Genomic DNA, 22,325 nt, shown 5'->3' on the forward strand with positions numbered 1-22,325 from the left:
TATTCTGATCTAATCGGCGATAAAGTGAGCAAAAAGACGAATAATTAACCCGTTAATGCGCTCATTTTTCTCATTAATATAGTGAGAATACAAATTGTTACGCGTATCTCCATCTCTATGCCCGGCGCGGTGAAGCCAGGCCGGGTGGGGTCGCGCCAGCGGGGTGAGTCACTATACTGGTCATTCCTAAGCCTTGGCTTAGATTAGAACGACTGATGAATAGTCTTACAAAGCGAGTGGGTTCCTATTGTGTAAAAGGAGAATACAATGCGCAGTCGCCACAACGACATTTTGCAAGATGACGATGAGTTCACCAGCCTGAGCGCCACATCCCCCAACGATCATAACTATCAGTTTTACTATCACCAGCCCGGCAGCATTTATGACGGATTGGGTTACGGCGCGCTGTTCACGCTGGACAACGCTAACCTGTACAGCAATCAGCGCGGCGGGGCAGCCATCGACAACCTGGGTAAAATCCGCGATAACTTCAGCTTCGATCGCGCCGCCGATCAGCTGACGCGGCCGGGCCTGACGCACAACGGCGATCAGGTGTATCATCAGTCGGTGACGCTGACCTACTCCTTCCTGACGCAGAGCGCGCTGAACCGCATCGGCCAGACCGGCGACGGCGACAAGGGGCTGCAGCCACTGACCCAGGCGGCGCAGGCTCAGGCGCTGAAATCGATGCAGGCGTGGGCCGACGTGGCGAACGTGACCTTTACCGAAGCGGCGTCTACCGATATCAACCACCGCGCGGACATCACCTTCGCGTACTTCACCCAGCGCGCCGACGGCAGCACCGCCGCCGGCAGCGGCCCGAATGCCATCAACGCGTACGCCTATTACCCGCCGAGCTCCAAACCGGGCAGCGATAACGCCTTTGCGGGCACGGTGTGGTTCAACAAAAACTTCGCCACCCATCAGGCGCCGGTTAGCGGTGACTTCAGCAGCCAGACCTTCACCCACGAGCTGGGGCATGCCCTGGGGCTGGCGCACCCGGGATCTTATGACGCGTCGCTGGGCAACCCGAGCTACCAGAACGATGCCGCCTATTATCAGGATTCGTTGCAATACTCGATCATGAGCTATTTCAACGCCGGTTACACCGGCGCCGACACCAAAGGGGTGTACGGCTATGGCCCGATGGTGGATGACATTGCCGCGATCCAGAAGCTGTACGGCGCCAACATGAACACCCGCACCGGCGACACGGTGTACGGCTTCAACTCCAACACCGGGCGCGATTTCCTGACCGCCACGGCGGACAACGGCAAACCGGTCAACTTCGCGGTGTGGGACGCCGGCGGCAACGACACGCTGGACTTCTCCGGCTACAGCCAGCAGCAGATGATCAACCTGAACGACGGCGCGTTCTCCAGCGTCGGCGGCGGCACGCAGAACGTCGCCATCGCGCGCGGGGCGATCATCGAGAACGCCATCGGCGGCAGCGGGCGCGATGTGATCATCGGCAACGATCAGGACAACCTGCTGGCGGGCAACGCCGGCTCCGATATCCTGTACGGCGGCCTGGGGGCGGATCATCTGTGGGGCGGCAAAGACGCCAATAACTTCACCGACTATTTCGTCTATCTCAACGCCAAAGAGTCCACGGTGGCGGCGTTCGACGTGATTGAAGACTTCGAGCACGGCATCGACAAGATCGATCTCTCCGGCCTGCGCTTCAACAACAGCCTGAGCGAGCTGCGCTTTATCGACAGCGGCAGCGCCTTCAGCGGCCAGAAAGGCGAAATCCAGCTCAACTTCGACGCTTTCAACGGCACCACCGATCTGCTGATGAACACCCAGAGCAACAGCTATGCCGCCGACTTCAAGATCCACGTGGTCGGGCAGGTCGAGCAGAGCGATATCTTGTTTGCCTGAGGTGATGAAGGGAAAAGAGAAAAGGGCCGAACGGCCCTTTTTTTACGGCTGGGCCGCCGCCGCGCCTTCCGTCACGAAGGAACCGGTCGTTACCTCGCCGGAACGGCGGTAATGAGCCACAATGACGCCGCCGGGCGAGACCACCGAGTGGGACAGCGTGAAGGCCGCCGGCGCCGCGTTGTCATCGAACAGCCGCTTGCCGCCGCCGAGCAACACCGGGTAGGTGAGCAAGCGCAGTTCGTCCACCAGATCGTTGGCCAGCAGCTGTTGCATCAGCGTGCTGCTGCCCTGCACCAGCAGCACCGGCCCCTGGGCGCGCTTCAGCTCGCGCAGCCGGGCGAGGATGTCTCGCCCCAGCCACTGGCTGTTCTCCCACGCCAGCGTCTCGCCGTGGTGGGTGGCGACGTACTTGGTGGCCTGATTGAACACGCGGGCGATGTCGGCGGAAAACGGGTCGGCCTCGTCGGTGATATGCGGCCAGTAGCCGGCGAAGATATCGTAGGTGCGCCGCCCGAGCAGCAGATCGAAAGGCGCGGAGAAAAGATCGCTCATCGTTTCCGCGACGGCGTCATCCCAATAGGGCGCGGTCCAGCCGCCGAAACGAAAGCCGCCGCTGCGGTCTTCGTCCTGCCCGCCGGGCGCCTGCATCACGCCGTCGAGGCTGACGAACGCGCTGGCAATAATCTGTCGCATGGCTGTCTCCTGCAGTTGAGTGCCAGCTGAAAGTTTAGCCGCCGTGCGGCGGCCGCACCAACCGGCCGCTCAGGGTTGCAGCGCCTTGAGCAACGCCTGATGGAAGCGCGCCGGTTCCTCCATTTGCGGCGCATGACCCAGCCCGGCGAACTCGATCAGCGTGGCGTGCGGGATGAGTTTCGCCGCCTGTTTGCCCAGCACCGCGTAATGCCCGATTTTGGCCTTGACTGCCGGCGGGGCGATATCGCTGCCGATGGCGGTGGTGTCGGCGGTGCCGATCATCAGCGTGGTGGGCGTCTGCAGATCCTTGAACTCGTAATACACCGGCTGAGTGAAGATCATGTCGTAGATCAGCGCCGAGTTCCACGCCACCAGGCGGTGGCCCGGCCCGTTGTTCAACCCGGCCAGCATATCCACCCAGCGATCGTACTCCGGCTTCCAGCGGCCGCCGTAGTAGGTGTGCTGCTCATAATTGCGGATGCCCTCGGCGGTGGTGTTCAGCTCGCGCGCGAACCATTGATCGACGCTGCGCCACGGCACGCCTTTCGCCTTCCAGTCCTCGAGGCCGATCGGGTTGACCATCACCAGCCGTTCCACCGCCTGCGGATACATCAGGCTGTAGCGCGTGGCCAGCATGCCGCCGGTGGAGTGGCCGATGACGATGGCCTTGCTGATGTTCAGGTTCTGCAGCAGGCCGTGGGTATTTTGCGCCAGCTGCTGGAAGCTGTACTGGTAATGCGCCGGCTTGCTGGAGGAGCAAAAACCGATTTGGTCCGGCGCTATGACGCGGTAGCCGGCCTTGCTCAGCGCCTTGATGGTGTCCTGCCAGGTGGCGGCGCAGAAGTTTTTACCGTGCAGCAACAGCGCGGTGCGGCCGTTGGCGGCGCCTTCCGGCGGCACGTCCATATAGCCCATCTTTAACGGCTGCCCCTGCGAGGTGAAGCTGAACTGCTGCAACGGGTAGGGGTAGTGAAAGCCCTGCAGCTCCGGGCCGAACGTCGGCGTTTCGGCGGCGCCGGCGGCGAACGCGGCCAGCGCGGCGCACAGCAGCGCGCTACGGGTGAATCTCAGCATCCTGATCTCCTGAAAAACGGACGAGAGCCGAGTATAGCCACAATCAAGGCGTCGGTGCGCCAGTGGTTTCAGATAATTCTGTAATATGACGGTTTGATTCCCGGCCAGATTCCGGCAACGCTCTTTTTCACAGTGAACGCGGTCACGCCGTGCAACATTGGCGACGCCTGATGGTTTTATTTCAAGGCTAAGTTATGCGATGCTTAAGCATTATTTATGCAAAAGGATCCTCGCATGTCCGCTTTATCCCGCTGCGCTTTCAGCGAAGGCAGCGTCGCTTTGCCGGAAGGCTATGCCGATCGCACGGTCAACGTCCTGTTGGCCGGCGATGATGTTTCCCCCTCAGTCAATATTTCCCGCGATGCGCTGCAGCCGGCGGAGAACCTGGAAGGCTACGTCACCCGCCAGCTCGATGCGCTGGCGCAGGGGCTGAAAGGTTGGGCGTTCAAAAGCCGCGAGCCGGCGTCGCTGGGCGATGGGCTGGCCGCCGGTGAGTGGGTGCGCGCCAGCTACCTGCGCGACGGCAAACGCATCTGGCAGAACCAGGCGGTGTTTGCGCTGGCGGAGGGGCGGGTGCTGGTGTTCACCCTGGCGATGGCGCGCAAGCTGACGCCGCAAGATGACGCGCTGCTGCAGCAGGTGCTGAACAGCTACCGGGCGGCCTAACGATGAACTCTTTGCGTAAAAGGAACTTACGATGACCGAAGCGGCCCGCGTCGGCGATACCATCGGGCATTCCCATGCCCTGGCCGGCATGATTGCCGGCACCCTTGTCGGCGGCCTGATCGCCGCCGCAGGCGCACTGGCGGCGGGTGCGCTGTTCGTCGCCGGCCTGGCGGCTTCCTGTATCGGCGTCGGCGTGCTGCTTATCGGCGCCAGCCTGGCGGTGGGGTATCTCACCGGGGAGGCGGCCACCGCGGCGCGCGACGGCATTGCCGACGCCGGTGCCGGTAGCCTGACCCCCAAAGGCAATATCGTCACCGGCTCCCCCAACGTCTTCATCAACGGCAAACCCGCCGCGCTCGCCACCAACAGCCAGGTGGCCTGCAGCGACGACGGCCCGAGCATGCAGATGGCGCAGGGCTCCGACAAGGTCAGCATCAACGGCCAGCCCGCCTCGCGCGTGGGGGACAAAACCAACTGCGACGCGCAGGTGATGGAAGGTTCGCCCAACGTGTTTATCGGCGGCGGCACCGTCACCACCTTGCCGATCAAGCCCGAAGTGCCGGATTGGCTGTATAAGGTCTCCGATCTGACGCTGCTGTTCGCCGGCCTGGTGGGCGGCGTGGGCGGCGCCGCTGGCAAGCTGGGGGCGCTCGGCAAACTGCTGGGCAAGCTGCCCGGCATCAACAAACTGGCGCGCATCGCCTGCCGCGCCGGCACCCTGATGACCGCGACCGCCGCGGTCGGCATTATCGCCCGGCCGGTGGATATCGTCAGCGGCCAGAAATTCCTCGACGGCGAAGACGATCTCGATTTCGTGCTGCCATCGCGCCTGCCGGTCGCCTGGCAGCGCTATTGGCGCAGCGGCAACCCCGGCGACAGCGTACTGGGCCGCGGCTGGAACCTGTTCTGGGAGAGCAGCCTGCAGCCGTATCAGGACGGCCTGGTGTGGCGCGCGCCTTCCGGCGACTTCGTCGCTTTCCCCATGGTGCCGCGCGGCCACAAAACTTACTGCGAAGCCGAAAAATGCTGGCTGATGCACAACGACGACGGCAGTTGGCAGCTGTTTGACGTCGGCGAACAGATTTTCCACTACCCGCCGCTGGCGGGCGAGCAGCCGAGCCGGCTGAGCATGATCACCGACGCCATCGGCAACGCCACCTCGCTGTTTTACGACGACGAGGGGCTGCTGAGCGAACTGGTGGACAGCGCAGGGCAGCGCCTGATGTGCCGCTATGCGCAGGGCCGCCTGCGCGAAGTGGCGCTGCAAACCGCCGAAGGCGAACGGACGCTGGCGCGCTACGGCTACGATGAGCAGGGCCAACTGACGACGGTGAGCAACCGCGCCGGTGAGGTGACGCGCCGCTTCGGCTGGCGCGACGGCCTGATGATCAGCCACCAGGACGCCGCCGGGCTGCTGAACGAATACCAATGGCAAGAGATCGACGGCGTGCCGCGCGTGACGGCCTATCGCAACAGCGCCGGAGAATCCCTTGAGTTCGGCTATGACTTCGCCGGCGGGCGCCGCAGCGCGGTGCGCGGCGACGGCAAGCGGGCGGAGTGGCGGCTGGATGACGACGACAACGTGGCGCAGTACACCGATTTCGACCAGCGCCGCTACGGTTTTATCTACCAACGCGGCGAGCTGTGCAGCGTGCTGCTGCCCGGCGGCGCGCAGCGCCAGAGCGAATGGGACCCTTACGGCCGCCTGTTGTCGGAGACCGATCCGCTCGGCCGCGTGACGCGCTATCAATATTCGCGCAACAGCGGCCGGCTGTTCGCCGTCGCGTACCCGGACGGCAGCAGCGAGGCGCAGCATTGGGACACGTTGGGCCGCCCGACGCGTTATGTCGATGCGCTGGGCAATGCCACGCTGTACCGCTATCCGGATGACGAAGAGAGCCTGCCGGCCAGCGTGATCGACGCGCTGGGCGGGGAAGTGAAGCTGGAGTGGGACGCCCGCGGCCAGCTGACGCGCTACACCGACTGTTCCGGCAGCGTGACGGCTTATACCTACGATGCGCTGGGGCAACTGACGGCGCAGACCGATGCCGAAGGCCACCAGACGCGCTACCGGTGGGATAACGGCGGCCGCCTGCACACCCTGATCCACCCGGACGGCGGTGAAGAGCGTTTTAACTGGAATGCGCACGGCCAGCTGGCCGAACATCAGGACGCGCTGGGCAGCCTGACCCGCTGGCAGTACAACGCCCTGGGGCTGCCGGTCAGCATCACCGATCGCATCAACCGCACCCGGCGCTATCACTACAGCCCGCAGGGCTGGCTGACGCGGCTGGAGAACGGCAACGGCGGCGACTACCGCTTCAGCTACGATGAGGTGGGCCGTGTGCTGGCCGAAGAGCGCCCGGACGACACCCGCCACTATTATCGCTACGGCGCGGCCGGGCTGCTGGAGGAGCACCGCGAGGTCGGCCTGCCGGGCAGCGCGGGCGAGCTGACGCAGCGCGAACAGCGCTTCCGCTTCGACGAGGCCGGGCAGCTGGTCTGGCGCGGCAACGCCAGCGCGGAATGGCATTACCGCTTCGACGCCATGGGGCGGCTGCGCGAGCTGAACCGCCTGCCGACGGCGAGCGGCGCGGCGCTGGGCATCGAACCGGACAACGTGCAGATGCGCTATGACGCCGCTGGGCGGCTGCTCGGCGAGCAGGGCGTGAACGGCGAGCTGCAATACCAGTGGGATGCGCTGGCCAACCTGCAGGCGCTGACGCTGCCGCAGGGCGATCGCTTGCAGTGGCTGTATTACGGTTCCGGCCACGCCAGCGCCATTAAATTCAACCAGCAGGTGGTGAGCGAATTCACTCGCGATCGCCTGCACCGGGAAACCGGCCGCAGCCAGGGGGCGCTGCAGCAGCAGCGGCGTTACGACGCCATGGGCCGCCGCAGCTGGCAGAGCAGCGCCTTCGGCCACGACAAACTGACCCGGCCGGAAGACGGCGTGCTGTGGCGCGCTTATCGCTACACCGGCCGCGGCGAGCTGGCCGGAGTGAGCGACGCGCTGCGCGGCGAAGTGCACTACGGTTACGACGCCGAAGGCCGCCTGCTGCAACACCGCGAACCCAATCAGGGTAAACCGGGCGCGCGGCTGGTGTACGACCTGGCGGATAACCTGCTGGGCGAGCGCAGCCCACAGAACGACATCGACGCGCACCTGCCGCTGGCGCCGATTGCCGACAACCGCCTGACGCACTGGCAAAAACTGTTTTACCGTTACGACGCCTGGGGCAACCTGATCAGCCGGCGCAATGGCCTCTACGAACAGCACTACCGCTACGACGCCGACAACCGGCTGGTGCAGGCGCACGGTCGCGGCCCGCAGGGCGAATTCGAGGCGCAGTATCATTACGACGCGCTGGGCCGCCGCAGCCGCAAGGCGGTGCGCTACAAGGGCAAAACCGAACAGACGACCCGTTTCCTGTGGCAGGGCTACCGGTTGCTGCAGGAGCAGCGCGACGACGGCAGCCGCCGCAGCTGGAGCTACGATCCGGCCAGCCCGTGGAGCCCACTGGCGGCGCTGGAGCAGGCGGGCGACAGCCGCTCGGCTGATATTTACTGGTACCACACCGATCTGAACAGCGCGCCGCTGGAAGTGACCGACGCGGCGGGCAACCTGTGCTGGTCCGGGCAATACGACACCTTCGGCAAGCTGCAGGGCCAGACGGTGGCCGGCGCGGCGAAGCGGCAGGGCGCGCAATATCAGCAGCCGCTGCGCTACGCCGGGCAATACCAGGACGACGAAAGCGGCCTGCACTACAACCTGTTCCGCTACTACGAACCCGAGGTGGGGCGTTTCACCACGCAGGATCCGATAGGGTTGGAAGGCGGGCTGAATTTATATGCTTATGTCATGAACCCACTGACGTGGGTTGATCCTTTGGGATTAGCTGGGTGTCAGAGTGTAAACGCTAAACATATTTTTCATGGTGAGATTAACCGCCGAGGTCGTGCTGTTGGTTTCCATCATGAAGGAAGCATTGGGCATCTAGGAAAAGCTAGAGTAACTCAAGTCACGACACCACCAAACGCTCATGGCGTATATAAAGGTAAAGTGGAAATATTCGATTCTACTAGTGGGCAATGGGTACAAAAAGGGCCAGAATCTACATTTTTCCCAACATCATGGAACAGGCAGAAAGTAATGTCCGAAGTCCGTGGGGCATATAATAATGGCACGGTCATGCCAAATGGAAAATGGGAGGGTATATCTCCGAGTGGCGTGAAAATTGGTGGCTATTTGGATTCTGGTGGGAATATTAATACAGCTTTCCCAATAATGTAATGGAGGTGGGAATGAGATTTTTTATTGGTGATGACGGTTATCCATCTATAGAAGCTAATGGTGATTTTAGGATACTGATTGACTTTTTAAAGGATGATATCCAAAGAAGTATCTATGGTGTCAATGAGTTTATTGAGGCTTGTAAGCTTGTAAGATCTGGATCTCTGCCATTTTGGGAGGGGACGGGGAACTCTCATACTATAACTATTAAACCTAACGGTGTAGAGATTTTTAATGAGTACACCGAGGAGTCTATGATTGTTTCGAGTATAGATGAGTTTGAGGGGTATCTTGAGAAATGGAAGCATCTAATTTCAAATACAAGTAGCTTGTGAGAGTGAGAGGGATAAATAATATACTTTAACGCTAAAAAATTAGGTTCAGCGAGGCGTTCTTTAGAAATAAGAATGAACTGGTTTATATAAGTCTGCAAAACGACATCCTCGCGCACCTGCCACTGGTGCCGATCGCCGACAACTGGCAGGCGCACTGCCGCGGCCCGCAGGGCGAATTCGAGGCGCAGTATCATTACGACGCGCTGGGCCGCTGCAGGAGCAGCGCGACGACGGCAGCCGCCGCAGCTGGAGCTACGATCCGGCCAGCCCGTGGAACCCGCTGGCGGTGTTGGAGCAGGCGGGCGACAGCCGCTCGGCGGATATTTACTGGTATCACACCGATCTGAACAGCGCGCCGCTGGAAGTGACCGACGCGGCGGGCAACAAAGATTAAAAACACTCCAGAGAAGTATTCAGAGTCAAGCTTTGACTTGCTGGAGGAATACAGTTCAGGAAAAGCAAGGGTTGCGTTAAGTACCTATGATCATGTTTTCGATGTTACAGGTAGTTTTAAAATATTGTATGAATAATGGCGGCATTTTGTGCCGCAGAAAAAGTTCGAAACGGTAGGAGGCATACTAAATACCCAATGTGCCGTTAATCAGGGTGCAGCACTGCCCGCCGATCCAGGGTTCGCCGTCAATAAAGCGCACGCTCACGCGGCCATCTCGATTCAGTTGGGTGCCCTGGCGCACCAGGTAGCCCTGCGCGGTCCGGTCGCCGTCGGGGAAGCGGCTGGCTTGCAGCAAGCGCGCCAGGCAGGCGTTGGCGCTGCCGGTTACCGGATCTTCAATCAAAACACCGCATTCCACCATAAACGCGCGCATTTCGTAATCGGCCGGTTCGGTTGCGGAGCAGGCGCCATAGATCACGACGCCATCCACATCACACGCGGTTTGCAGCTGTTTAATCGTGGCCTGATCCGGCGTTACCGCCAGGCAAGACTGCGCGTCCGGCAGGCGCACCATCAGCCAGCGAATGCCCATCTCGGCAATCACCGGCAGAGGGCTTGCTGCAATCACTGCAGGCCGTAAAGCGGCCGTCAACCGTTCGGTTTCCTCGGCCGCCATGGGGCGGAACTCAACTTCGGGCGCGGCGAACGCCAAGGTGCCGTCCGGCAGGATATTGACCGCCACCAGGCCGACGCCGCATTCCTGCATCACCGTTCCGGGGCGTTTAGGCGCCAATCCGGCTTCCAGCAGGGCGTGTGCGGTGCCCAGCGTCGGGTGGCCGGCGAAGGGCAGCTCCTTTTCGGTAGTGAAGATGCGCACCTTATAATCCGCCGCCGGGTGCGTCGGTTTAAGCACGAAGGTGGTTTCCGAAAGGTTGGTCCAACGGGCCAATGCCAGCATCTGCGCGTCGTTCAGCCCTTCGGCTTCCAGCACCACCGCCACAGGATTGCCGAGCAGCGGCGTGGCGGTGAAAACGTCCACCTGTTTGTAGGCGCGGGGTGTCACATCATCGCTTCTGAGCATTGGCCATCATCCGTTATCAACAAAACCTGATGATAACGATATTCGCCAATGGCTTCAAAGGGTTGAGTTTTGTTTTGAGATATCTGCCCGTCGCCACTTCAGCCCCGGCTTGGCGAACATCACCAGGTTGCCCAGCAGGATCAGGCACAGGCCCAGCACGGCGTTGAAGTGCCACTGGTAGCCTTCGTAGATCGTTGAGATGGTCAGTGCCACCAGCGGGAACAGCAGGGTGCTGTAGGCCGCCGCGCCGGCGCCGATGCGGCCGAGCAGGCTGAAGTAAGCGGCGAAGGCGATCACCGATCCGAAGATCGCTAGGTACAGCAGGGAGCCGATATAGCGGCTGCTGAATTCGATCTGGAACGATGCGCCCTGTGCCAGGGCGATCAGCGCCATCAGCATCGCGCCGTAGGTCATGGCGTAGGTGTTAGTGGAAAAGATATCCAGCCCGCGGCGCTGATGGCGCGCGCTGATCATATTGCCCAGCGAGAAGCCGTAGGTGCCGAGCGCGCTCAGGCCGATGCCTTTAAGCAGCTCCGGCGCCATGCGGGTGGCGGCCAGATCTTGCCAGAACAGCGCCACGATGCCGGTCAACCCCAGCAGCGCCGCCGGCAGCAGGTTGGGGCTGGGGCGCTGGCGGAAGAACAGCAGGCTGTTGAGGGCGTTGAACAGCACCGCCATCGAGAAGATCACCGATTCCAGCCCGCTGCTGATGTAAGCCGCCGCGTGGTAGAAGCAGAAGAAGTTGAAGCCGAACACGCAGCAGCCCTGCAGCACGCAGAACAGATGATCGCGCGGGGCGATGCGGCGCAGGCGGCGCGTTAACAACAGTACGGCGAACATCACCGCGGCGGAAATGGCGAAACGGTAAGCGATCGACACGGGAATGGCCACCGGGCCTTCCTGTTGCAGGGTGATCGCAATCCAGGTGGTGCCCCAAATCAGCACCACGGCGAGGTACAACAGCGCATTCATTCTATTTGTTACTCCGAAAAAACCGATGGCGCAGTATCCGCTTTGGCGCGCGGCGGCGCTTGCAGCGCTTTGCGCCCAGTTGCATATTCTTGCGCTTTTTTTGCCAAAAGCGCGGGGCGGCCGCTGGCATGCCGCGGCGCCACTCTTTACACTGTCGGCATGTCGAACAACGGGGCCGGCGATGTCCAACTATCAGGCGTTTGAAACACTGCGTGAACACAAGGCGCGGCTGCACGGCAGTGTGCTGCTGGGCACCGGCGTGGAGCTGGCCGCCTGGTCCAACTGCAACGATCGCGTCACGCAGGAAAGCGCCGACCATCATACCCTGAGCCTGTACGTCGCCGACGGCTATGAGTGCTACCAGCAGGTGCCGGGCGGCTGGCGCAACGGCGGCGGGCCGGATCGGTTCTGCATCATGCCGCGCCAATACGCCTCCACCTGGGATGTGCGCAGCGATCTGTCGTTCGTGCACCTGTATTGCACCGATGGGCATCTGCGCCGGCTGGCGGAGCAAACCTGGGATCGCAGCCCGGCGGCGATCAACGTGGAGCCGCGCAGCTTCGGCGAAGATCCGCAGATCACGTTGCTGTATCGCCAGTTTTTGCTCAACTGCGACTGGCGGGACAGCGCCAATCTGCTGGCGCTCAGCAGCGCGTCGAACCTGCTGATGTCACACCTGATCCAGCGCTACAGCCAGCTGCAGTGGAAGCTGCCGCCGGTGCGCGGCGGCCTGGCCCCTGCGGTAGCCAGGCGGGTGCGTGAATATATCGCAAGCCACCTCGATCGGCCTTTGCTGCTGGCGGATCTGGCGGTGCAGGCCGGGTTGAGCGAATACCATTTCGCCCGCATGTTCAAGCACGCCACTGGCCTGGCGCCGCACCAATTTGTGATGCGCGCCCGGCTGCAGCGGGCGGAACAGCTGTTGCGGCATAGCCAACAGCCGATCACCGAGATCGCGCTGGCGTGCGGCTTCAGTTCCGCCAGCCATTTCAGCAACCGCTTCAAGGCGGCCTATGGATTTGCTCCGCTGCAGGTGCGGCAGGGGCGCTAACCGAAAGGGAGTGCAGCATGGATCAACAATTTGCCGGGCTGGGCGTGTTGTTTGTCGCCGGATTCGGGCCCATCACGCGTGAGAGCGACGAGAGCAAGGCGTTTTATGTCGAGGCGCTGGGGCTGCCGCTCAAGCCGATGCCGGGCAACGAGAGCTATCTGCTGTCGGAGCAGGGCGCGCTGGGCGGCGTGAAGCATTTTGCCCTGTGGCCGCTGGCGCAAGCGGCGCAGTCCTGCTTTGGCGACGATCGCTGGCCTGCGGATCTCGCGGTGCCGCAGGCGTGGATCGAGTTTGACGTAGCCGACATGGCGGTAGCCACCCAGGGGCTGGTCGATCGCGGTTATCGGCTGTTGGTCGCCAACCGCGAAGAGCCGTGGGGGCAAAGCGTTACTCGGTTGCTCAGCCCGGAAGGACTGCTGGTTGGCGTCACCTATACACCTTGGCTGCGTTAAACGCCGTGCCGTTCGTCGCCGTTTCGCAGCGGCGGGCGGCCTAAGAACAAATACGCATTAGCTTAAAGCGATCTGCGCTATAGACCTATCGAATCCCCGAGTTGTTTCCTTCCTTGAAAGCAGTAATCCCGTTCATTGCGTAAAAACCAAGGGCCAGAACGCGCTATTGCCATGCCATTTTACGGCGATTTTCCCTCGTCTTTTTTTGCTGCCAGGTGCCTGATGGTAATAGAGATTATTCTTATATTTCCATCAATGCTTAAGAAATAATAATGATTCTCGTTTTCAACCACGGAAAGGAGAAGGAACGATGAAAACAGTGAAACGAACGGGCATCGCGCTGGCGATAGCCCTGACTTTCCCCCTGGCATTGCCTGCCGCTATGGCGGCGCAACCCTCCCTGACAAACAGTAAGGCGGCGACGATGACGGAAAAACACGGGCAGTTTATTGCGGTCGGTAAAGTGGTGCAGGTGACCTTCGGCGATTTCGCCTTCAAGCTGGATTTTACCGATGACAAGACCATGACCTTCACCGGTATCGGCGAGGCGTCGCAGGGCATCACCGATACGGTGCAGTACACCGCGGTGGAGATTCGGCCGAAGGTCTACATGGTCTATTGGCACGAACCGCAGTCCGGCGACAACGTGACGCATATCGAGGATTTTGAGCGCGGCGAGGTGTACACCAACATCGCCGCCAAGGACGGCAGCTTCACCCATCTGAAAGGGCAGCTGAAAATCGTAGGTCACTCAGGAAACTAAGGAGCAGTTATGAAAAAGGCATTGATCACCTGTGCGATCGTCGGCGGCTTGCTGGCGAGTTACCCGGCGTTGTCAACGGATCAGACGGCGTCGCAAAAGTCGGCCGGCAAAGGCGGCTATCATCATGCCCAGCAAAAGCTGAAGGTGGTGGAGGATCTGTACGCGGGCTTCTTCAACCGCCACGACATCGGCGTGGCGCAGAGGCTGATTGTGGAAAACTACAAGCAGCATAACCCGTTCGTCGGCGACGGCATCAAGCCGTTCCTCGATTTCTTCAGCCAGACCTTCAAAGACAATCCGCAATACAGCGCCAAAATATACCGCAGCGCGGTCAACGGCGATCTGGTCTACGTTCACGTCAAATACCAAAATAATCCGCAGGATCGCGGCACCGCCAGCGTGGATATTTATCGGGTGAACGATCAGGGGAAAATCACCGAGCATTGGGACGTCAATCAGGATGTGCCGGAGAAATCGGCTAACGACAATACCATGTTCTGAGCCACAAGGGCCGCTGCGGCGGCCCTCAACGCGCCCGCAACACTTTATTTACTTACATAAATATTAAATGACCGCCGCGTCGAGTAGGCTACGGCCGCCTTTGGCAGTGGTGGTACGGTTGATGGGCGTCATTGTCCCGCCACTGCTTGAGGCGTTTCCCCACATTTCCCGTTATCCCGCGCGTTGATTTTCCACTTTTTTGAACTGATGGCGCAGCTGCAGCGCATTGCAAAGCACCAACACCGCCGTCACGGCGAACACCCAACGGAACCCCATCATCGCCGAAATGCCCGATCCCAGCAGCGGGCCAACCACGTTGCCCAGGTACATAAAGGATTGGTTATAGCCGAAGATGCGCCCGGTCACCTGATCGGAGGAATACTTCAGCAGCAGCGCCTGCACCGCCGGCATCAGCGCGCCGTCGGCAAAACCCAGCAGGAAGCGCAGAATGCCCAGTTGTAATGGCGTATTCACCCAGGCCATCACGGCGAACAGACCGGTGGTGAACAGCAGCGCGGCGATCAGGATGCGCGCGGTGCCGATGCGATCGCCGAGCCGCCCGAGGCGCGGCGCGGAGATCAGCGCCGCAATGCCGGGCACGGCGGCGATCATCCCGCTGACAAAGGCAATATTGCTGACATCGCCCGACAACTCGCGGATGAACAGCGTCAGGATCGGGCTGATGGACGAGTTGGCCAGCTGGATCATCAAGGTACAAACGAACAAGGTGACGATCAGCGTCGGATAAGGCAGTGAACGGAACACCGCCTTGCCGCTCAGCTGATCCGCTTTTTTCACCGTAATGCGCCGTTCTTTAATCAGGAACAGCGTCACCAGGAAGCTGACGAACATCAGCCCGGCGGTGACGAAAAATACCACCCGCAGCCCCAGATGATCGGCCATCAGCCCGCCCAAGAGCGGGCCGGCGATGACGCCGGAGATCTGCCCGGTAGAGAGCGTGCCCAGCGCCCAGCCGCTTTTATCGCGCGGCGCCTGCGAGGCGACCAGCGCCATGGCGTTGGGAATATAGCCGGACGTTAGCCCCATCAGAGCGCGCAGCGCGAACAGCTGCCAGACGTTGGTGGCCAGCCCCTGCAGCGCGATGACGATCGCCATGCCCAGCGAGGCGCGCAACAGCATCAGCTTGCGGCCTTTGCGGTCGGCCAGGCTGCCCCACAGCGGCGACACCACCGCCGAGACCAAAAAGGTGCCGCTGAACACCAGTCCGGACCACAGGCTGAGGGATTGATGATCGCTGACGCCGAGCTGTTCGACGTACAGCGGCAGAAAAGGGAGGATTTGGCTCATCGCCAGCCCGGTGAAGAAACACCCGAGCCAGACCGAGATCAGATTGACTTTCCACGCTTCCATCGGCATACCGTACCACGTTGAATAAGGAGGGATTTATTAAGCAACATAATAATAACACTGCAAATTAATCGGCGAGGGGCAAATGCGTGAGCAAACGTAACCCTGCCGATGCAGTGTCTTTTTTGCTATATATTAATAGCTATATTATCATAGGTAATTAGGTTAAGCCAGAGCGACGCGGTAGCCAGGCAGGGCACTGCGCGATCCGGTGGTGTGAAAGCAGGGATAAACTGAACGCTAGATTGATGCCAATGAAAAAAGATCACCCTGAAGACGTGACGCTGCTGCGCACGCAGTTAATGTCGCTGGTGCGCCGTTTGCGGCGCGAGTCGCGCAGCGACGAAAAATCCTGGGCCCAGCTGATGCTGTTGGGGGCTATCGATCGCCACGGTGGCGAGGCGACGCCGTCGCTGCTGGCGGAATCGGAGCGCATGCGCTCTTCTAACCTGGCGGCCGCGTTGCGCGAGCTGGAAGCCGATGGGCTGCTGGTGCGCACGCCGGATGCCGAAGACAAACGCCGGGTGCGGGTGCGCCTGACGCCCGCCGGGCTGGGCCTGCTGCAGCAAAGCCGCAGCCGGCGCGAGGCGTGGCTGCTGGCGGCGATGGAGAGCTGTTTAACGGAGCGGGAGCAGGCGCTGTTGATTGAGGCGGGGGCGTTGATGGCGCGGCTGGCGGCGGCGCCAACGGACGAGGAATAATCGCTGGGCGGCCGGTACGCCGCCTCCGCGGTGAGATTACGGCATCGGCCAATCGACCGGCATGGTGCTGACCACGTCCACGTAGCGATCCCAGGCCGATGACCAGAAGTGGGTGAAGGCTTCCAGGGTAAGGTGGATGCCCATCAGGCCCATCACGAACCAGCAGGCGGTAAACAGGCCCAGGCTGCTGAACATGAACGCCATGCCGTTGCGGCTGGTTTTACGGCAAACGACGTTTAACTGGCTGGCGAAGAACATCATCACGGCGCTCAGCAACTCCCAGCGCATCATGACTAAACCGGTGGCAATGGTACTCATCGAACTCGATCCTATGTAACAAAAAGCCGCATCCGGCAGGGCGCCGACAGGGAAATGCGGGGGAATAACGGGAATAATGTGATTTAGATCACATTGTAGCATTGAGGCGAACGGCGGCTCAATGGGGATCGCGGTGAAAAAATCGCCGCCGGTAACATTCCAATATGCTGAAACAGTTATGCCATTTCATTAGCAACCTTTTCATGGGGCGGCGCGCCCGATAACGCTATGCTTGCCGGCTTTTCAGTTCCCTGATTTTGCGGGGAAATGTGACGCAAAAGGTACCGGCACCGCATGGCCCTGTTAAAAGAAAAAATTCGCGATCATTCCGCGGAAGAGAGGCTGTTCATCCGCCGGGCGGGCGTGGCGCTGGCGCTGGTGGTGGCCTGTTTCGGCGTGCTGATCGCCAATCTCTACCGGCTGCAAATCCGCCAGCATGGTTTTTACCAGACGCGCTCCAACCAGAACGACATCAAGATGCTGCCGCTCGCTCCCAGCCGCGGGTTAATCTTCGATCGCAACGGCACTCCGCTGGTGCGAAACGTGACACTGTATCGTATCGAGATCACGCCCAGCAAAATCACCGACATGGCGGCGCTGCTGCAGGCGCTGACGCCGATCGTCGATCTGACGCCGGAAGACATCAGCGCGTTTCGCGACGATATGCACCACAACAGCCGCTACAAGCCGGTGACGCTAAAAACCGGGCTGAGCGACACCGAGGTGGCGCGTTTTGCCGTCAATCAATACCGTTTCGACGGGGTAACAATCGATACCTATCAACAGCGTGAATATCCTTACGGCGCTCAGCTGGCGCACGTGCTGGGCTATGTGTCGAAGATCAACGACAGCGATCTCAAGCGCCTGGACAAGGCCGGCCTGAGCGAAAACTACGCCGCCGACCGCAACATCGGCAAACAGGGCATCGAAGCCTATTACGAGTCAGAGCTGCACGGCACCACCGGCTATCAGGAGGTGGAAGTGGATAACCACGGGCGGGTGATCCGGCTGCTGAAGGAGCAGCCGCCGCAGGCCGGCAAAAACATTTACCTGACGCTGGATCTGCCGCTGCAGCAGTACATTGAATCGGTGCTAAAGGGGCAACGCGCCGCGGTGGTGGTGGAAGATCCGCGCGACGGCGGCATTCTGGCGATGGTCTCCAGCCCCAGTTACGATCCCAATCCCTTCGTCAAAGGCATCGGCTATCAGGCCTATAAAACGTTGTTGAGCAATCCGGAGCTGCCGCTCATCAACCGCGTTACCCAAGGGTTGTACCCGCCGGCTTCCACGGTGAAGCCCTATATGGCCGTTTCGGCGCTGTTCGCCGGGGTGATCACGCCCACCACCACCTTTTTCGGCGCGCCGACCTGGACGCTGCCCGGCACCGAGCGCCGTTACCGCGACTGGCTGAAAACCGGCCACGGCATGCTCAATGTCACCAAAGCGATTGAGGAGTCCGCCGATACCTTCTTTTATCAGGTGGCGTATGAGATGGGCATCGATCGCATTCACCATTGGCTGAGCCAATTCGGCTACGGTCAGTCCACCGGCATCGATCTGAACGAAGAGTACCGCGGCGTGCTGCCGAGCCGAGACTGGAAACTGAAAGTGCACAAAAAGGGCTGGTATCAGGGGGATACGGTCTCGGTGGGCATCGGCCAGGGGTATTGGGTGGCGACGCCGATCCAGATGGTAAAAGCGTTGACCACGCTGCTCAACAACGGCAAGGTGAAAACGCCGCACCTGCTGTATTCGCTGCAGCAGGGCAACCGGGTGACGCGCTACCAGCCGCCGGCGCAAGCGGCGCAGATCGGCGATCCCAACTCGCCTTACTGGGGCATCGTGCGCAACGGCATGTACGGCATGGCCAACTTGCCGAACGGCACCGGTTACAAGCTGTTCCATACCGCGCCGTATCAGATCGCCGCCAAATCCGGCACCTCGCAAGTGTTCAGCCTGAAGCAAAACCAGACTTACAACGCCAAAATGATCCCGGTGCGGCTGCGCGATCACATCTTTTATACGCTGTTTGCGCCCTACAAAAATCCCCGGGTGGCGATGGCGCTGATCCTGGAAAACGGCGGCGGCGATGGCGTGGTGGCGGGGCCGACCGCGCGCGCGATCCTCGACCACATTTTTGACCCGGCCAACGCGCCACAGCCCGGCGATACGCCGCAAAGTAAACCGCAGTTAAACGACAGCGCGGATGTGCAACGGTGATGCGGTTTGTTTTTACTTTCTTACAAACTGCAATCTCCTGACCATTTCCGGCAAGGTAGACTGAAATAACACCATAAACTGAATAAAAACGCAGGGTTAACACAACAGTGGCGCCATCGACCAAAAAGAGCGGTAAAACCTATTCCACAGTTCGTTTCGGCTGGATTTGCGCCGGCATGCTGGTCTGTTTTTTTCTGTTGGCGTTCAGGGTCGGCTACCTGCAACTGCTGGAACACCAGCAGTTGGCCAATCAGGCTGACCAGCGTTCGATCCGCACCCAGGTGGTGCCGACCAACCGCGCCATGATCACCGATCGCAACGATGAGGCGCTGGCGGTCAGCGTGTCGTCCAAAGACATCGTGCTGGATCCGAAGCATATTCTCGATACCCAGACCGATACCGGCAACGAACGCTGGCAGAGCATGGCCAACGTGCTGAAGATCCCGCTGGTGGACATCCAGCATCTGATCCAGAGCAACGCGCACAAACGTTTTGTCTACCTGGCGCGTAAGGTGGAGGACGACAACGCCGCCTACATCAGCAAACTGCACCTGACCGGCGTCAGCGCCGAGCAGGATTTCAGCCGCTTTTATCCGATGGGCCAGGATGCCGCCGGGCTGATCGGCATCGTCGGCCAGGACAATCAGGGGCTGGAGGGCATCGAGCTGGGGTTCAACCCGCTGTTGCAGGGAAAAAACGGCCTGCGGGTCTATCAGAAGGATGGCAGCGGCGCGGTGATCGGCGTGCTCAAAAGCGTGGATCCGGTGCCGCCGCCGAACGTGACGCTCAGCATCGACAAATTTATCCAGTACGTGCTCTATGCGCAGATCCGCGACGGCGTGGTGGCTAACCAGGCCGACTCCGGCTGTGCGGTGCTGGTCAAGATCGACACCGGCGAAATCCTCGGCATGGCCAGCTATCCGTCGTTCAACCCGAACAACTATGGCAGCACGCCGGCGAAAGATATCCGCAACGTGTGCAGCAGCGACAGCTTCGAACCGGGTTCGACGGTGAAACCGGTGGTGGTGATGGTGGGGTTGGAACATAAGCTGATCCGGCCGGATACCGTGCTGGACACCACGCCGTATCGGGTGAACGGTCACCTGATCAAAGACGTCGGCCACTGGTCGAAACTGACCATCACCGGCGTGCTGCAAAAATCGAGCGACATCGCGGTATCGCATATTGCGCTGGCGCTGCCGGCCACGGTGCTGCCGGCGGTCTACCGCAGCTTTGGCCTGGGGCGGCCGACCGAGCTTGGCATCGGCAACGAGAGCAGCGGCTATCTGCCGCAGCACCGTGAACGCTGGGCCGATATCGAACGCGCTACCTTCTCCTTCGGCTATGGGCTGCGCGTGACGCCGCTGCAGATGGCGCGCGAATATGCCGCTATCGGTTCCTTCGGCATTTATCGGCCGCTGTCGATCACCAAGGTGACGCCGCCGGTAATGGGGCAACGTATTCTGCCGGCGGATACGGTACGATCCGTGGTGCATATGATGGAGAGCGACGCCTTGCCGGGCGGCAGCGGGGTGAGCGCCGCGGTGCCGGGCTATCGGCTGGCGATCAAAACCGGTACCGCCGAGAAAATGGGCCCCAGCGGCAAATACGACGGCGGCTACATCAACTACACCGCCGGCGTGGCGCCGGCCAGCGATCCGCAGGTGGCGCTGGTGGTGATGGTCAACAACCCGAAAGCCGGCAAGCACTTCGGCGGTTCGGTGGCTGGGCCGGTGTTCGGCAAGATCATGGCCCAGGTGCTGGAGCACATGAATTTTCTGCCGGACGCCCAGCCGCTTAACGTGGTGTCGTCGGTCAAGGGGTAAGGGGGATTAGCGCGATTCCAGCAGGCGCTTCAGCGCCTGCAGATCGGCGTTCACCAGCCCGACGTCGCGGGCGAACAGCGCGTCGTCCATCTCCGGCTGGCGGAACAGGGTGAAGATCACCTCGGTGCCGCGCCGGTTGGCGAGCGCGCGCAGCGGCACGTAGACCACGCCGCCGTCCGGTAGCGTCACCCAATGATCCAGCACGCCGAAGGCATTCGGCGCGCTGAAGCGAATGCGGATCGGCCCTTGTGGGGTGTTTGCCACCCAATCTTCCCCTTCCCGCCGTAAGCTGTTGGCTAACCCCCTGGCCCACAACGGGAAGTTTTCCGGGCGGCTGAGAAAGGCGTACACCTCGTCACAGGGGCGGTTGATGGCGACATGCAGCGTTTGCGCGCTCAGCATCATGATTTCTCCGGTTGACGGCGATACTTCAGTGTAGATCCCGCCGCGCTCAGAAGTAGTAACCGATGTTTACGTTGGTGCGAAAATACCATTTATTGCTGCCGGAGGACTGGGTGCCGGTCCAGCCGGTGGCGTTTTCCACGCCGCCCCACGGGTTGGCGTTCTGCGCCCAGGTCAGATCCACCCACAGCATCACCGGCATGGCGAACACCTGCACCCCGAGCGTATTCATTTTGGAGTCGGAACCGCCGTGCTTATCCTTCCAGAGCACGCTGTAGTCGTTGTAGAAGCGCAGCTTTTTCACCGGCCCCCAGGGTACGTCGACGTCGCGCGCCAGGTTGATGGCGGCGGTGGTGGCCTGCGACGGGATCAGATAGGCCGGCGTCAGGCCGTTGCCGCCCATCAGGATCACCGAATTGTTGGCCCCGGCCGGGCCTTTGGCGTCGTAACCGTAGCGGATCAGCTGGCCGGACAGATGCCAGGGATCGTTATTCACCAGCGTATGCAGGCCCGCCGCCCAGAAGCTGCCGTTATCGCCGGTCGCCTGGTTGTAGAGCCGCGAGGCCGCCAGCGAACCGCCGAGCTCATTGTCCCAGCCGCCCTGGTGGAAAGTGCGCCTCAGCCGCAGGTTTATCTGATCGCGTTTTTCGTTGCGCTGCAGGTGCTGTGACGCATAGTTGGTGTTTTTCAGATCGTCGTAGCTGGCGACGTCGGGGGCGTAACGCACGCCGGTTGGCATCATGCGCGGGTAGTAGGCGGCGTCGAAGGCCCAATCGTCATACTGATATTGGTATTTGGCGCCGAGTCCGGTGTTGACGCCAAAGCCGAGGTAAAACGGAATGCCGTACGACCAGCCGAACTGCGGGTAGGGCATCAGGCCGAACGGTTTGAACGGCGCGCCCAGTTGCACGGTGGAGCGCTCAGACAGGCGGTAGCCGATATAGGCGCGGTCGATGGCGTATTTGCGCCGATCCTGAAACCAGAATCCGCTATCGAAAAACGCGTCGTTGACCTGGCCGGCGGTATCAATGCGAAAGGCGTCAAAGCGTAAATGCGGAGGATTTCGATAATTGCTGCTGCGCCAGTCTTCATAGCGATAATTGGCGCGCAGCGCGCCGCCGATATCAATATTCTTTTTATTATCCTCGCTTTGCCAATGAATATGCGGAAATGCCGGGCGGCTTTTTTTTACCGGCGCCATGGTGGCAGCGGCGTCGCTGGGCAATGCGACGGCGGTCGCGTAACTCACGGGTGAAACAAGAAAAAAACAAAGCGTGATCTTGCGCATGCCTGGCCCCTGGTGAAAGTAGACGGTTTATTAAGGCGAGCG

The 22,325-nt window shown here is 60.9% G+C and carries 19 protein-coding genes and 1 pseudogene; 12 read left to right on the plus strand and 8 right to left on the minus strand.

The features are described 5' to 3' along the window. Window positions 1-267 precede the first annotated feature (267 nt). Window positions 268-1,884, plus strand: a complete 1,617-nt coding sequence (locus J0F90_RS11700; protein WP_033640403.1) for a serralysin family metalloprotease — start codon at window positions 268-270, stop codon at window positions 1,882-1,884. Between the two features lie 42 nt (window positions 1,885-1,926). Here the strand turns inward: J0F90_RS11700 and J0F90_RS11705 are convergent, their stop codons facing one another. Next, entirely contained in the window at window positions 1,927-2,577 is a 651-nt protein-coding gene (locus J0F90_RS11705) for a dihydrofolate reductase family protein (protein WP_033640402.1), read from the minus strand. Window positions 2,578-2,646: 69 nt separating this feature from the next. Beyond that, on the minus strand, window positions 2,647-3,651 hold the full coding sequence (locus J0F90_RS11710; RefSeq protein WP_033640401.1) for an alpha/beta fold hydrolase: 1,005 nt from the start codon (window positions 3,649-3,651) through the stop codon (window positions 2,647-2,649). A 234-nt stretch (window positions 3,652-3,885) separates the two neighbouring features. On the opposite strand from J0F90_RS11710, the gene J0F90_RS11715 reads away from it, so the two are divergent. From J0F90_RS11715 to J0F90_RS24890, 4 genes and pseudogenes are all read left to right on the plus strand, one after another. After that, window positions 3,886-4,317, plus strand: coding sequence for a DcrB-related protein (locus J0F90_RS11715; RefSeq protein WP_016927810.1), 432 nt, complete (start codon window positions 3,886-3,888; stop codon window positions 4,315-4,317). Between the two features lie 31 nt (window positions 4,318-4,348). Then, complete coding sequence (locus J0F90_RS11720) at window positions 4,349-8,611, plus strand: RHS repeat-associated core domain-containing protein (RefSeq protein WP_072009666.1); 4,263 nt, start codon at window positions 4,349-4,351, stop codon at window positions 8,609-8,611. Between the two features lie 11 nt (window positions 8,612-8,622). Then, the gene (locus J0F90_RS11725; RefSeq protein ID WP_033640400.1) at window positions 8,623-8,946 is read left to right on the plus strand and encodes a hypothetical protein; all 324 of its coding nucleotides are present in this window, start codon (window positions 8,623-8,625) and stop codon (window positions 8,944-8,946) included. Window positions 8,947-9,080: 134 nt separating this feature from the next. Then, window positions 9,081-9,331, plus strand: a pseudogene (locus J0F90_RS24890) (RHS repeat-associated core domain-containing protein); the annotation flags it as partial. Window positions 9,332-9,524: 193 nt separating this feature from the next. Here J0F90_RS24890 and J0F90_RS11735 read toward each other — a convergent pair. Both J0F90_RS11735 and J0F90_RS11740 read right to left on the minus strand, forming a co-directional pair. Further along, window positions 9,525-10,421 (minus strand): PhzF family phenazine biosynthesis protein, encoded by an 897-nt coding sequence (locus tag J0F90_RS11735; RefSeq protein ID WP_033640399.1) that lies wholly within the window; start codon window positions 10,419-10,421, stop codon window positions 9,525-9,527. Between the two features lie 54 nt (window positions 10,422-10,475). Further along, window positions 10,476-11,393, minus strand: a complete 918-nt coding sequence (locus J0F90_RS11740; protein WP_033640397.1) for a DMT family transporter — start codon at window positions 11,391-11,393, stop codon at window positions 10,476-10,478. Between the two features lie 181 nt (window positions 11,394-11,574). On the opposite strand from J0F90_RS11740, the gene J0F90_RS11745 reads away from it, so the two are divergent. The 4 genes from J0F90_RS11745 (at window position 11,575) to J0F90_RS11760 (ending at window position 14,160) form a co-directional block, all read left to right on the plus strand. Continuing rightward, entirely contained in the window at window positions 11,575-12,444 is an 870-nt protein-coding gene (locus J0F90_RS11745) for a helix-turn-helix domain-containing protein (protein ID WP_033640396.1), read from the plus strand. 17 nt (window positions 12,445-12,461) lie between these two features. Next, on the plus strand, window positions 12,462-12,896 hold the full coding sequence (locus tag J0F90_RS11750) for a VOC family protein (RefSeq protein ID WP_033640395.1): 435 nt from the start codon (window positions 12,462-12,464) through the stop codon (window positions 12,894-12,896). Window positions 12,897-13,206: 310 nt separating this feature from the next. Continuing rightward, window positions 13,207-13,659 carry a MoaF-related domain-containing protein gene (locus J0F90_RS11755; RefSeq protein WP_028127408.1) on the plus strand — a complete coding sequence of 151 codons (453 nt, stop codon included), beginning with the start codon at window positions 13,207-13,209 and terminating at the stop codon, window positions 13,657-13,659. 9 nt (window positions 13,660-13,668) lie between these two features. Then, window positions 13,669-14,160 carry a nuclear transport factor 2 family protein gene (locus tag J0F90_RS11760; protein ID WP_033640394.1) on the plus strand — a complete coding sequence of 164 codons (492 nt, stop codon included), beginning with the start codon at window positions 13,669-13,671 and terminating at the stop codon, window positions 14,158-14,160. 171 nt (window positions 14,161-14,331) lie between these two features. Here the strand turns inward: J0F90_RS11760 and J0F90_RS11765 are convergent, their stop codons facing one another. Further along, a complete protein-coding gene (locus tag J0F90_RS11765) occupies window positions 14,332-15,531 on the minus strand; it encodes a multidrug efflux MFS transporter (protein WP_004940721.1) in 1,200 nt (399 codons plus the stop codon). Between the two features lie 251 nt (window positions 15,532-15,782). Here J0F90_RS11765 and J0F90_RS11770 point away from each other — a divergent pair, with 251 nt between their 5' ends. Next, on the plus strand, window positions 15,783-16,229 hold the full coding sequence (locus J0F90_RS11770) for a MarR family winged helix-turn-helix transcriptional regulator (protein WP_033640393.1): 447 nt from the start codon (window positions 15,783-15,785) through the stop codon (window positions 16,227-16,229). A 36-nt stretch (window positions 16,230-16,265) separates the two neighbouring features. Here the strand turns inward: J0F90_RS11770 and J0F90_RS11775 are convergent, their stop codons facing one another. After that, entirely contained in the window at window positions 16,266-16,547 is a 282-nt protein-coding gene (locus J0F90_RS11775) for a YjcB family protein (protein ID WP_033640391.1), read from the minus strand. Window positions 16,548-16,841: 294 nt separating this feature from the next. On the opposite strand from J0F90_RS11775, the gene mrdA reads away from it, so the two are divergent. Both mrdA and J0F90_RS11785 read left to right on the plus strand, forming a co-directional pair. Further along, window positions 16,842-18,767, plus strand: coding sequence for a penicillin-binding protein 2 (gene mrdA / locus J0F90_RS11780; RefSeq protein ID WP_033640389.1), 1,926 nt, complete (start codon window positions 16,842-16,844; stop codon window positions 18,765-18,767). A gap of 107 nt (window positions 18,768-18,874) precedes the next feature. Continuing rightward, entirely contained in the window at window positions 18,875-20,593 is a 1,719-nt protein-coding gene (locus tag J0F90_RS11785) for a penicillin-binding transpeptidase domain-containing protein (RefSeq protein ID WP_033646122.1), read from the plus strand. Window positions 20,594-20,599: 6 nt separating this feature from the next. Here J0F90_RS11785 and J0F90_RS11790 read toward each other — a convergent pair whose 3' ends face one another. Together J0F90_RS11790 and J0F90_RS11795 are read right to left on the minus strand one after the other, a co-directional pair. Then, on the minus strand, window positions 20,600-20,998 hold the full coding sequence (locus tag J0F90_RS11790; RefSeq protein WP_033640386.1) for an SRPBCC family protein: 399 nt from the start codon (window positions 20,996-20,998) through the stop codon (window positions 20,600-20,602). Window positions 20,999-21,044: 46 nt separating this feature from the next. Continuing rightward, entirely contained in the window at window positions 21,045-22,283 is a 1,239-nt protein-coding gene (locus J0F90_RS11795; protein WP_103086402.1) for a hypothetical protein, read from the minus strand. Between the last annotated feature and the right edge of the window lie 42 nt (window positions 22,284-22,325).

The organism is Serratia marcescens subsp. marcescens ATCC 13880, assembly GCF_017299535.1.
Classification (GTDB): domain Bacteria; phylum Pseudomonadota; class Gammaproteobacteria; order Enterobacterales; family Enterobacteriaceae; genus Serratia; species Serratia marcescens.